This is a genomic window from Pseudomonas sp. LBUM1662, from assembly GCF_059695915.1.
The window spans coordinates 745,166-756,542 of record NZ_CP166793.1 but is presented as its reverse complement, the minus strand read 5'-3'; the positions used below and the strand labels follow the sequence as shown (position 1 = coordinate 756,542).

The following is an 11,377-nucleotide window of genomic DNA, read 5'->3' as shown; positions in this document are numbered from 1 at the left end:
GATTGTCATGCGCCGTTTGCTTTGCCTGCTGCTTTTAGTGCTCGCCCTGCCGGCCTCCGCCGCCGGGTTGCTGGAGAGTCGGCCCAGTTCCACTCTGGGCTCGATCAACAACAGCGCCGACTTCCTGCCGGTGCGCGAGGCCTTTCAGCTGAGCCTGGTCGACAGCACGCCACAATCGATCAAGCTGCGTTTTGTCGCGACCGAGGGTTACTACCTCTATCGGCATCGCTTTCAGTTTCGCGCCGAGCCGGCCGAGGTTGTCCTGGGCGCGGCGCAATTGCCCAAGGGCGAGCAAAAGCACGATGAGTACTTTGGCGATGTCGAGGTCTATCACGGCATCCTCGACGTCGAAGTGCCGCGCACCGATCCGCGCGCGTTCACGCTGGCTGTGACCTATCAGGGCTGCGCCGACAAAGGCCTGTGTTATCCGCCCGAAACCGAACGCCTGAGCATTGATGGCATCGGCGCACCGACACCCGCCACGGCGCAGAACTGGAGTTGGCGCGAGCTTGCCTTGTTCTTTCTCGCCGGGCTGGGCTTGACCTTCACCCCGTGCGTGCTGCCGATGCTGCCGATCCTGTCCGGCGTGGTCTTGCGCGGTCAGGTCGGCGGGTTGCGCGGCTTCAATCTGTCGCTCGCTTATGTGCTGCCAATGGCCGCCTGCTTCGCCCTGTTGGGGGCGTTGATGGGGATGTTCGGCGCTCAGCTCAACCTTCAGGCGCGCCTGCAATCGGCGTGGGTGCTGGTGCCGTTCGCGATGTTTTTTGCGGTGTTCGCCCTGGCGATGTTCGGCGTGTTCGAACTCAAGTTGCCACAGGCAATCAGCAGTCGCCTGGACCGGATCGCCGGGCGCACCGAAGGCGGATCGCTGTGGGGCGCCGCCGTGCTGGGTGTGGTGTCGAGTTTGCTGGTGTCGCCCTGCGTGTCGGCACCGCTGGCCGGTGCGCTGCTGTACATCAGCGCCAGCGGTGATGCGCTGGGGGGTGGATTGAAACTGTTCATGCTCGGCCTCGGCATGGGCGCACCGCTGCTGCTCGTGGCCACCGGCGGCGCAGCCTGGCTGCCGAAAAGCGGGCCGTGGCTGGTCTATGTGAAAAATGCGATTGGCGTGTTGTTGCTGGGATTGGCCATAGGGCTGGTCAGTCGCGTGTTGCCGGGGCAGATCACCTTGTTGCTGATCGGTTTGCTGGCCGGCGGCGTCGGTTTGTTCATGGGCGCACTGGAGTTCGTCTACAAACCTCCTCGAAAACGCCTCGGCCAACTGCTCGGGATGTTCCTGCTGTTTTACGCACTGGCTTGCTGGTTCGGGGCGTTCAGCGGTCAGACCGACCCGTTCAACCCGATTGGCCAACCGCGCGTCATTGCCGGCAACGAACAGCCGCAGAACACCAGCGCCTGGCAAACCGTCAGCACCCCGGCCGACCTCGACCGGGTTCTCGCCGAAGCCCGATCCACCGGCACCCCGCTGCTACTCGACTGGTACGCCGACTGGTGCATCAGCTGCAAAGTGATCGAACGCGAAGTATTGAACGACGCCACGGTCGTCGAACGCCTGAAGGCCTATCGCCTGATCCGCTTCGACATCACCGCCAGCAACGCCGAGCAACGTGCGCTGCTCGATCGCTACAAACTGTTCGGCCCTCCGGCCCTGATGTTTTTCGGCAAGGACGGCGTCGAACGTGCCGATGTGCGAGTCATCGGCGAGATCAATGCGACAGACTTCGCCGAACGTGTTGCGAAAGCAAATGACCGGATTTAATCACCCGGTCACATATTTCGCGCAAACATCGGCCATCGTGCTGGCTATTGCATAGAACTGGACAGTCACAAAGGCTTTGCGTCATAGTCGCCGGGTTCTGACAATTGCACACAGATAACAAGGAACAGCAGATGGCGACGCTATTGGTTCTGCACGGCCCCAACCTGAACTTGCTCGGCACCCGTGAACCGGGCACCTATGGCGCTACGACACTGGCGCAGATCAACCAGGACCTGGAACGCCGTGCCCGTGAAGCCGGCCATCATTTGCTGTACCTGCAAAGCAACGCCGAGTACGAATTGATTGACCGCATCCACGCCGCGAAAGGCGAAGGTGTGGACTTCATTCTGATCAACCCAGCAGCTTTTACGCACACAAGTGTCGCATTACGTGACGCGCTGCTGGCGGTGAGCATCCCATTCATCGAAGTGCATTTGTCTAACGTGCACAAACGCGAACCTTTCCGCCATCACTCTTACTTCTCCGACGTAGCGGTGGGAGTGATCTGCGGCCTTGGCGCCAGCGGTTATCGACTGGCCCTGGAGGCCGCACTAGAGCAGCTTGAAAGACAGGCAACGGCTTGAACAACAAGCGTTAAACGCCCCTGACCGACCCTTGGGAGTTGATGATTCATGGATATCCGTAAAGTTAAGAAACTGATCGAACTGCTGGAAGAGTCCGGCATCGACGAGCTGGAGATCAAGGAAGGCGAAGAGTCCGTACGCATCAGCCGTCATAGCAAGACCCCGGCTCAGCAGTACTACGCACCGGCTCCAATGCACGCTCCGGCCCCGGCACCTGTTGCCGCTGCTCCGGTTGCTGCCGCCGCCCCCGCTGCCCCGGCCGCGCCAGTGCTGAACGGCACCGTTGCCCGTTCGCCGATGGTCGGCACCTTCTACCGCAAATCTTCGCCAAGCTCGCCGTCCTTCGTTGAAGTCGGCCAGACCGTGAAGAAAGGCGACACTCTGTGCATCGTCGAAGCCATGAAGATGATGAACCACATCGAAGCTGAAACCAGCGGTGTGATCGAATCCATCCTCGTCGAAGACGGCCAGCCGGTTGAGTACGACCAACCGCTGTTCACCATCGTTTGAACCGCGGAGAAACTTTGATGACTGCGAAGTTGGAAAAAGTTCTGATCGCCAACCGCGGTGAGATTGCCCTGCGGATCCTGCGTGCCTGCAAAGAGATGGGCATCAAGACTGTCGCCGTTTACTCCAAGGCCGACAAAGAGCTGATGCACCTGGGCCTGGCAGACGAATCCGTCTGCATCGGTCCGGCCTCGGCCGCCCACTCTTACCTGCACATTCCGGCAATCATCGCCGCGGCTGAAGTGACCGGCGCTACCGCCATTCACCCAGGCTACGGTTTCCTTGCGGAAAACGCTGATTTCGCTGAACAGGTCGAGAACTCCGGCTTCGCGTTCATTGGCCCGAAAGCCGACACCATTCGCCTGATGGGCGACAAGGTATCGGCCAAGCACGCCATGATCGCTGCGGGCGTTCCAACCGTTCCGGGTTCCGACGGCCCGTTGCCTGAAGACGAAGAAACCGCTCTGCGCATCGGTCGCGAAGTCGGTTATCCGGTGATCATCAAAGCCGCTGGCGGCGGCGGTGGTCGCGGCATGCGCGTTGTGCATAAAGAAGAAGACCTGATCTCCTTCGCAAAACTGACCCGCACCGAAGCTGGCGCGGCGTTCGGCAACCCGATGGTCTATCTGGAAAAATTCCTGACCAACCCACGTCACGTGGAAGTCCAGGTGCTTTCCGATGGCCAGGGCCACGCCATCCATCTGGGCGACCGCGATTGCTCGCTGCAACGTCGTCACCAGAAGGTTCTCGAAGAAGCGCCGGCACCGGGCATCGACGAGAAAGCTCGCGCTGAAGTCCTCGCTCGCTGCGTCAAGGCGTGCATCGACATCAACTACCGTGGCGCAGGCACTTTCGAGTTCCTGTACGAGAACGGCGCGTTCTATTTCATCGAAATGAACACCCGCGTTCAGGTTGAGCACCCGGTTTCGGAAATGGTCACCGGCATCGACATCGTCAAGGAGATGCTCAGCATCGCCGCTGGCAACAAGTTGTCGTACACCCAGGAAGACGTGGTTATCCGCGGTCATGCACTGGAATGCCGAATCAACGCCGAAGACCCGAAAACCTTCATGCCAAGCCCAGGCACGGTCAAGCATTTCCACGCTCCAGGCGGCAACGGCGTTCGCGTCGATTCGCACCTGTACAGCGGTTATGCCGTTCCGCCGAACTACGATTCGTTGATCGGCAAGCTGATCACCTACGGCGCAACCCGTGACGAAGCATTGGCACGCATGCGCAATGCGCTGGACGAAATCGTTGTCGACGGGATCAAGACCAACATCCCGCTGCACCGCGACCTGGTCCGCGATGAAGGCTTCTGCAAAGGTGGGATCAACATCCACTACCTGGAACACAAGCTGGCGGGCGAAAAGCACTAAGCTTTAGCCCGATCAACAAAGCCGCCCTCGGGCGGCTTTGTTGTATCTGAAGGTTTCATATCTCCGACTGTAGGAGCGAGGCTTGCCCGCGAACCAAACGCCGCGGTGTTTCAGACTTACCATGTCATCGTTCTTCGCGGGCAAGCCTCACTCCTACGAAGAGCACGCTCGTGTCGGCCTTGTCGTCTTCTGTCTCGCGCTCGCGTAAACTTGCGCGCTTCTCGCAGCCCGCTAGGCTGCAATCAATATTTTTCAAAGGTGCCCGCCATGCCTTGGCTGCAAGTCCGTCTCGCCATCAGCCCAGAACAAGCCGAAACCTACGAAGACGCTTTCCTTGAAGTGGGCGCCGTGTCGGTGACCTTCATGGACGCCGAAGACCAGCCGATCTTCGAACCCGAACTCAACACCACGCCGCTGTGGTCGCACACGCACCTGTTGGCCCTGTTCGAAGGTGGCACCGAAGCGGCCAGCGTGCTGGCCCACCTTGAGTTGCTGACCGGCAGCCCGCTGCCCGAGCATCACAGCGAAGTGATCGAAGACCAGGACTGGGAACGCAGCTGGATGGACGATTTCCAGCCAATGCGCTTCGGTCAACGCCTGTGGATCGTTCCAAGCTGGCACGCGGCGCCTGAACCCGACGCCGTGAACATTCTGCTGGACCCGGGCCTGGCGTTCGGCACCGGCACGCACCCGACCACCGCTCTGTGCCTGGAATGGCTCGACGGTCAGGACCTCAAAGACTGCAACGTGCTGGACTTCGGTTGCGGCTCGGGGATTCTGGCGATTGCCGCCCTGCTGCTGGGGGCCAAGGAAGCGGTCGGCACCGACATCGACGTGCAGGCGCTGGAAGCCTCCCGCGACAACGCCGGGCGCAACAACATCGCCGACGCACTCTTCCCACTGTATCTGCCGGAAGATCTGCCGCAGGTTAAAGCCGACGTGCTGGTGGCCAACATTCTTGCCGGCCCACTGGTTTCCCTGGCGCCGCAATTGTCCAGCCTGGTCAAGCCGGGCGGCCGTCTCGCACTGTCCGGCATCCTCGCCGAGCAAGGTGAAGAAGTCGCCAAAGCGTACGCTCAGGACTTCGATCTGGACCCGATCGCCAATCGCGATGGCTGGGTGCGTATCACTGGCCGTCGGCGCTAGAATGAGCGCCTGCATAAACCGGATCGCCGCATGACCGACAGCTTCGTCACTCAGTGCCCGCATTGCCAAACCAGCTTCCGTGTCAGCCATGCTCAATTGAGCGTGGCCCGCGGAGTGGTTCGTTGTGGTTCCTGCTTGCAGGTGTTCAACGCCGCCAAGCAGTTGCTCGAGCAACGGACCGGCAAGGAAGCCGTCACACCGGTCGCTCCGGCCATTGTCGAACCGCCGGCCCCGCGCGCCATCAGCCAGAAGCAGTGGTCCGCCACCGAACTGGATCTGGACAGCCTGGACCTGGACGAAGAACTCGCCCGGCTCGAACAACGGGAAATCCAGCCGACCACGGAATTCGGCCGGCATCGCGAAGACAGCCTCAGCGCTCGACGCGACCCTATCGAGCATGACGAAGAACCCTGGTCCGACAGCCTATTCAGCGAATCGGCGGCCGATCGCGCCCAGGCGGTCGAAGACGACCAACGGGAAACGCAGGCAGACGCGGGCAAGCAATCGCGCACTGAGCCCTCGTTCTCGCTGGAACCGGTTGATCTGGACGACGAGCCTCAGGTGCCGCAACTGCGCCTGAATGATCCGCTCGACATGCCCCTGCACCATGATCGTCTGTCGGCAACCGATGCACCTGACGACGACCTGCCCCCGATTGCCCCCTTGCGCAAGCGACACGTACGCAGCGAGTCGACCGAACGCGCCGAAGCCTTGCAGGACCTGTCAGACGACCCGCTGCAACTGGGTTGGCAAAAACGTCGCTCCCCTTGGGGTCGCCGGCTTTTCTGGCTGCTATTGGTGCTACTCGGTGCTGCCGCTCTGGGCGGTCAATACATCGCTTACCACTTCGACGAACTGGCGCGCCAGGACCAATACCGTCCGTGGTTCCAGCAACTGTGCCCGCAAATCGGCTGCACGGTGCCCTCGAAAGTTGATATCGCGAAAATCAAAAGCAGCAACTTGGTGGTTCGCAGTCACCCAGAGTTCAACGGCGCGCTGGTGGTCGATGCGATCATCTACAACCGTGCGCCGTTCTCCCAGCCCTTCCCGCTGCTGGAACTGCGCTTCGCCGACCTTAACGGCCACCTGATCGCCAGTCGTCGCTTCAAACCCGGCGAGTACCTCAACGGCGACCTCGAAGGCCTGGCGGAGATGCCGCCGCAGACGCCGATCCACATCGCACTGGATATCCTCGATCCAGGTTCCAAAGCGGTGAATTACAGCCTGAGCTTCCATTCGCCCGAGTGAAACGGTTCAGTGTTACGGCGTTGACGGCATATTTCTGACTTCGACCGCTCATACCAAACCGCTGGCGATAACAGAATTACTGTTCAGATTTTGTTCAATTCAGCCTTTATCCAGTCATCGAGAGCGGGTATCATGCCAACCCTTTTTCGAACTCTCATGATCCGGCCCCACAACAGGGAAGTCCTATGTCGGCGGTACGCATCGGTCCATATACATTGCACAACGGCTTGATTCTCGCCCCCATGGCGGGCGTCACCGACCAGCCCTTTCGTCAGCTGTGCAAGCGACTGGGCGCAGGGCTTGTAGTCTCGGAAATGGTCACCAGCGACATGAGTTTGTGGAACACCCGCAAGTCGCGGATGCGCATGATCCACGAAGGTGATCCCGAGCCACGCTCGGTCCAGATCGCCGGGGGTGATGCACAGATGCTGGCGGATGCGGCCCGGGCCAACGTCGAACTGGGCGCACAGATTATTGACATCAACATGGGCTGTCCGGCGAAGAAGGTCTGCAACAAGGCCGCCGGTTCCGCACTGTTGAAGGATGAAGCATTGGTGACCGAGATCCTGCAGGCCGTTGTGGCTGCGGTTGATGTGCCGGTGACCTTGAAGATCCGCACCGGTTGGGACCGGGACAACAAGAATGGTTTGACGGTGGCAAAGATCGCCGAACAGGCGGGCATCACGGCGTTGGCGGTCCATGGCCGCACCCGTGCCGACCTGTACACCGGTGAAGCCGAGTACGACACCATTGCCGCGATCAAGCAGGCGGTGTCGATTCCGGTCTTCGCCAACGGCGATATCGATTCGCCCGAGAAGGCCCGGTACGTGCTCGACGCGACCGGTGCCGATGGCCTGCTGGTAGGCCGGGCCGCCCAGGGGCGGCCATGGATTTTTCGCGAGATCGATCACTTCCTGCGTACCGGCGAGAAACTCCCGGCGCTGGAACTGATCGAGGTGGAACGCATTCTGCTAGAGCATCTGGCTGCGCTGCACGTCTTCTATGGAGACGTCATGGGCGTGCGGATCGCTCGAAAGCATGTGGGCTGGTATCTCGCAACCTTGCCGGGCGCCAGGGAGTTTCGCGCCCACTTCAATCGTTTGGAAGATACGGAAGCACAATGCGCCAACGTTCAGGGCTTCTTCGCCGAACGTTACAAGAGCCTGACAGGGGACGGAGAAGGGGTGGCCGCATGACGATGATGACCGAGACTTTAGTGAGTGGAACAACACCCGTGAGCGACAACGTGAATTTGAAACAGCACCTCAACACGCCGAGCGAAGAAGGTCAGACCCTTCGCGGGAGTGTCGAGAAGGCGCTGCACAATTATTTCGCCCACCTTGAGGGCGCTGCCGTCACGGATGTGTACAACCTGGTGCTCTCCGAAGTCGAGGCGCCCCTGCTCGAGTGCGTGATGAACTACGTCAAGGGCAACCAGACCAAGGCCAGCGAGCTGCTCGGACTGAACCGAGGCACGCTGCGCAAGAAACTCAAGCAGTACGATTTGCTGTAAGCATTCAATCAAACCAGAAAGGCGCCCGCGTAAAAACGGTCGCCTTTTTTGCTGACTCCTTTGCTTTTGATGGAAATTGAAATGACCGACCAGACTACCCGCCTGCCGATCCGCCGCGCCTTGATCAGCGTTTCCGACAAGACCGGGATCCTCGAATTCGCCAAGGAGCTTGAAGCCCTGGGCGTCGAGATCCTCTCCACCGGCGGAACGTTCAAGCTGCTGCGCGACAACGGTGTTGCCGCAGTGGAAGTCGCGGATTACACCGGTTTCGCAGAAATGATGGACGGTCGGGTGAAAACCCTGCACCCGAAAATCCATGGCGGGATCCTCGGTCGTCGCGGTATCGATGACGCCATCATGAACGAGCACGGCATCAAGCCGATCGATCTGGTCGCGGTCAACCTGTACCCGTTCGAAGCCACCATCAACAAGCCAGGCTGCGACCTGCCGACCGCTATCGAAAACATCGACATCGGCGGACCGACCATGGTCCGTTCGGCAGCAAAAAACCATAAAGACGTGGCCATCGTGGTCAACGCCAGCGATTACGCCAGCGTCCTCGAAGGCCTCAAGGCCGGTGGCCTGACCTACGCTCAGCGTTTCGACCTGATGCTCAAGGCCTTCGAACACACTGCTGCCTACGACGGCATGATCGCCAACTACATGGGCACCGTGAACCAGGCCGCCGAGACCCTCAGCACCGAAGGTCGCAGCGAGTTCCCGCGCACGTTCAACAGCCAGTTCGTCAAGGCTCAGGAAATGCGCTACGGCGAGAACCCGCACCAGAGCGCGGCGTTCTACGTGGAAGCCAAGCCTGCCGAAGTCGGCATCGCCACCGCGACCCAACTGCAAGGCAAAGAGCTCTCGTACAACAACGTGGCCGACACCGATGCCGCGCTGGAATGCGTGAAGAGCTTCGTCAAGCCGGCATGCGTAATCGTCAAGCACGCCAACCCGTGCGGCGTCGCCGTCAGCCCGGACGCCGAAGGCGGTATCCGTCAGGCCTACGAACTGGCCTACGCCACCGACACCGAGTCGGCGTTCGGCGGCATCATCGCGTTCAACCGCGAGCTGGATGCTGAAACCGCCAAGGCCATCGTCGAGCGTCAGTTCGTCGAAGTGATCATCGCCCCAAGCGTCAGCGAAGAAGCCCGCGCCATCGTCGCGGCCAAAGCCAACGTGCGCCTGCTGGCCTGCGGCGAGTGGTCGGCTGATCGCGCCGCTGCCTGGGACTACAAACGCGTCAACGGCGGTTTGCTGGTACAGAGCCGCGACATCGGCATGATCGGCAGCGAAGACCTGAAAGTCGTGACCAAGCGTGCACCGACCGAACAGGAAATCAACGACCTGATCTTCGCCTGGAAAGTGGCCAAGTACGTTAAATCCAACGCCATCGTCTACGCCAAGAACCGTCAGACCATCGGTGTTGGCGCTGGCCAGATGAGCCGCGTGAACTCCGCACGTATCGCCGCAATCAAGGCTGAACACGCCGGTTTGCAGGTGGCAGGCTCGGTGATGGCCTCCGACGCGTTCTTCCCGTTCCGCGACGGCCTGGACAACGCAGCCAAGGTCGGCATCACTGCGGTGATCCAGCCAGGCGGCTCGATGCGTGATGCGGAAGTGATTGCCGCCGCTGATGAAGCCGGCATCGCCATGGTCTTCACCGGCATGCGCCACTTCCGTCACTGATACACCGCGCCCCTACGTAGGAGCCTGTAGGAGCTGTCGAGTGCAACGAGGCTGCGATCTTTTGACTTTGATTTTTTAAAAACAAGATCAAAAGATCGCAGCCTCGCTGCACTCGACAGCTCCTACAAGGATTTGCAGGGCCTTCACAGATTCTTGAGGTTTTTGAAATGAATGTTTTGATCATTGGCAGCGGTGGCCGTGAACACGCCCTGGCCTGGAAAGTGGCTCAGGATCCGCGCGTGCAGAAAGTATTCGTTGCCCCGGGCAACGCCGGCACCGCCATTGAAGCCAAGTGCGAGAACGTCGCTATCGACGTGCTGGCCCTTGAGCAGTTGGCCGATTTTGCCGAGAAAAACGTTTCCCTGACCATCGTCGGCCCGGAAGTGCCGCTGGTGGCCGGTGTTGTCGATCTGTTCCGCTCCCGTGGCCTGGATTGCTTCGGTCCGACCGCTGGCGCTGCTCAGCTGGAAGGTTCGAAAGCCTTCACCAAGGATTTCCTGGCGCGCCACAAGATCCCGACGGCCGACTACCAGAACTTCACCGAGATCGAGCCAGCCTTGGCTTATCTGCGTGAAAAAGGCGCACCGATCGTGATCAAGGCCGATGGCCTGGCCGCCGGTAAAGGCGTGATCGTAGCCATGACCCTGGCCGAAGCTGAAGACGCTGTGCGTGACATGCTCGCGGGCAATGCGTTCGGCGATGCCGGTTCGCGTGTCGTGATCGAAGAATTCCTCGACGGCGAAGAAGCCAGCTTCATCGTCATGGTCGACGGCAAGAACGTACTGCCAATGGCCACCAGCCAGGACCACAAACGCGTCGGCGACGGCGACACCGGTCCGAACACCGGCGGCATGGGCGCTTACTCCCCTGCCCCGGTGGTCACGGCGGAAGTACACAAACGTGTCATGGACCTGGTGATCTGGCCGACCGTGCGCGGCATGGCCGATGAAGGCAACGTCTACACCGGTTTCCTGTATGCCGGCCTGATGATCGACAAGGCTGGTAACCCAAAAGTTATCGAGTTCAACTGCCGTTTCGGTGATCCTGAGACCCAACCGGTGATGCTGCGTTTGCAGTCGAGCCTGGTGTTGCTGGTTGAAGCAGCCCTGGCGCAAGCGCTGGACAAGGTCGAAGCGCAATGGGATCCACGTCCGAGCGTCGGTATCGTATTGGCCGCAGGCGGTTACCCTGGCGACTACGCTAAAGGCGTTGCCATCAACGGTCTGGATGCAGCTGCGGCGCTGGAAGGCAAAGTCTTCCACGCCGGTACGGCGCTCAAGGACGGTCAAGTGGTGACGGCCGGTGGACGCGTGCTTTGCGCGACTGCCATGGGCGCCAGCGTTGATGCTGCCCAGCAACAGGCTTACAAACTGGCGGCAAAGATTGAGTGGGAAGGCTGTTTCTATCGCAAGGACATTGGCTACCGTGCCATTGCCCGCGAGCGTGGCGAAAATCAGGAATAAGCGATCCGTTCGGCAGGGCCTGGGCTTCAGGCCCTTGCCGGACTGTTCCAGCGCCGCGCATAGTTATAATCTGGCATCAACCTACGAAG

10 protein-coding genes are annotated in these 11,377 nt (G+C 60.5%); all 10 read left to right on the top strand.

Annotated elements, in window-relative coordinates:
• Window positions 1-7 precede the first annotated feature (7 nt).
• Window positions 8-1,759, top strand: a complete 1,752-nt coding sequence (locus ACA049_RS03235) for a protein-disulfide reductase DsbD (protein ID WP_497333083.1) — start codon at window positions 8-10, stop codon at window positions 1,757-1,759.
• A 131-nt stretch (window positions 1,760-1,890) separates the two neighbouring features.
• Window positions 1,891-2,343: a type II 3-dehydroquinate dehydratase gene (gene aroQ, locus ACA049_RS03230; RefSeq protein ID WP_497333081.1), complete on the top strand. Its 453-nt coding sequence runs from the start codon at window positions 1,891-1,893 to the stop codon at window positions 2,341-2,343.
• A 48-nt stretch (window positions 2,344-2,391) separates the two neighbouring features.
• Window positions 2,392-2,853, top strand: coding sequence for an acetyl-CoA carboxylase biotin carboxyl carrier protein (gene accB, locus ACA049_RS03225; protein WP_054044024.1), 462 nt, complete (start codon window positions 2,392-2,394; stop codon window positions 2,851-2,853).
• Window positions 2,854-2,870: 17 nt separating this feature from the next.
• A complete protein-coding gene (gene accC, locus ACA049_RS03220; protein WP_008153754.1) occupies window positions 2,871-4,229 on the top strand; it encodes an acetyl-CoA carboxylase biotin carboxylase subunit in 1,359 nt (452 codons plus the stop codon).
• A 267-nt stretch (window positions 4,230-4,496) separates the two neighbouring features.
• On the top strand, window positions 4,497-5,375 hold the full coding sequence (gene prmA / locus ACA049_RS03215; RefSeq protein ID WP_497333079.1) for a 50S ribosomal protein L11 methyltransferase: 879 nt from the start codon (window positions 4,497-4,499) through the stop codon (window positions 5,373-5,375).
• Window positions 5,376-5,405: 30 nt separating this feature from the next.
• On the top strand, window positions 5,406-6,623 hold the full coding sequence (locus tag ACA049_RS03210; RefSeq protein WP_497333077.1) for a DUF3426 domain-containing protein: 1,218 nt from the start codon (window positions 5,406-5,408) through the stop codon (window positions 6,621-6,623).
• Between the two features lie 185 nt (window positions 6,624-6,808).
• Entirely contained in the window at window positions 6,809-7,819 is a 1,011-nt protein-coding gene (gene dusB, locus ACA049_RS03205; protein ID WP_056746229.1) for a tRNA dihydrouridine synthase DusB, read from the top strand.
• On the top strand, window positions 7,816-8,136 hold the full coding sequence (fis, locus tag ACA049_RS03200) for a DNA-binding transcriptional regulator Fis (RefSeq protein ID WP_007907419.1): 321 nt from the start codon (window positions 7,816-7,818) through the stop codon (window positions 8,134-8,136). The genes dusB and fis overlap by 4 nt, the downstream gene beginning before the upstream one ends.
• A gap of 81 nt (window positions 8,137-8,217) precedes the next feature.
• Complete coding sequence (gene purH, locus ACA049_RS03195; RefSeq protein WP_497333075.1) at window positions 8,218-9,825, top strand: bifunctional phosphoribosylaminoimidazolecarboxamide formyltransferase/IMP cyclohydrolase; 1,608 nt, start codon at window positions 8,218-8,220, stop codon at window positions 9,823-9,825.
• A gap of 167 nt (window positions 9,826-9,992) precedes the next feature.
• A complete protein-coding gene (purD, locus tag ACA049_RS03190) occupies window positions 9,993-11,288 on the top strand; it encodes a phosphoribosylamine--glycine ligase (protein WP_497333073.1) in 1,296 nt (431 codons plus the stop codon).
• The last annotated feature ends 89 nt before the right edge of the window (window positions 11,289-11,377 follow it).

Coding starts and splice junctions, on each gene's coding strand:
- fis (WP_007907419.1), top strand. CDS start 7,816: ATGACGATGATGACCGAGACTTTAGTGAGTGGAACAACACCCGTGAGC.
- accC (WP_008153754.1), top strand. CDS start 2,871: ATGACTGCGAAGTTGGAAAAAGTTCTGATCGCCAACCGCGGTGAGATT.
- purH (WP_497333075.1), top strand. CDS start 8,218: ATGACCGACCAGACTACCCGCCTGCCGATCCGCCGCGCCTTGATCAGC.
- ACA049_RS03235 (WP_497333083.1), top strand. CDS start 8: ATGCGCCGTTTGCTTTGCCTGCTGCTTTTAGTGCTCGCCCTGCCGGCC.
- aroQ (WP_497333081.1), top strand. CDS start 1,891: ATGGCGACGCTATTGGTTCTGCACGGCCCCAACCTGAACTTGCTCGGC.
- purD (WP_497333073.1), top strand. CDS start 9,993: ATGAATGTTTTGATCATTGGCAGCGGTGGCCGTGAACACGCCCTGGCC.
- dusB (WP_056746229.1), top strand. CDS start 6,809: ATGTCGGCGGTACGCATCGGTCCATATACATTGCACAACGGCTTGATT.
- accB (WP_054044024.1), top strand. CDS start 2,392: ATGGATATCCGTAAAGTTAAGAAACTGATCGAACTGCTGGAAGAGTCC.
- prmA (WP_497333079.1), top strand. CDS start 4,497: ATGCCTTGGCTGCAAGTCCGTCTCGCCATCAGCCCAGAACAAGCCGAA.
- ACA049_RS03210 (WP_497333077.1), top strand. CDS start 5,406: ATGACCGACAGCTTCGTCACTCAGTGCCCGCATTGCCAAACCAGCTTC.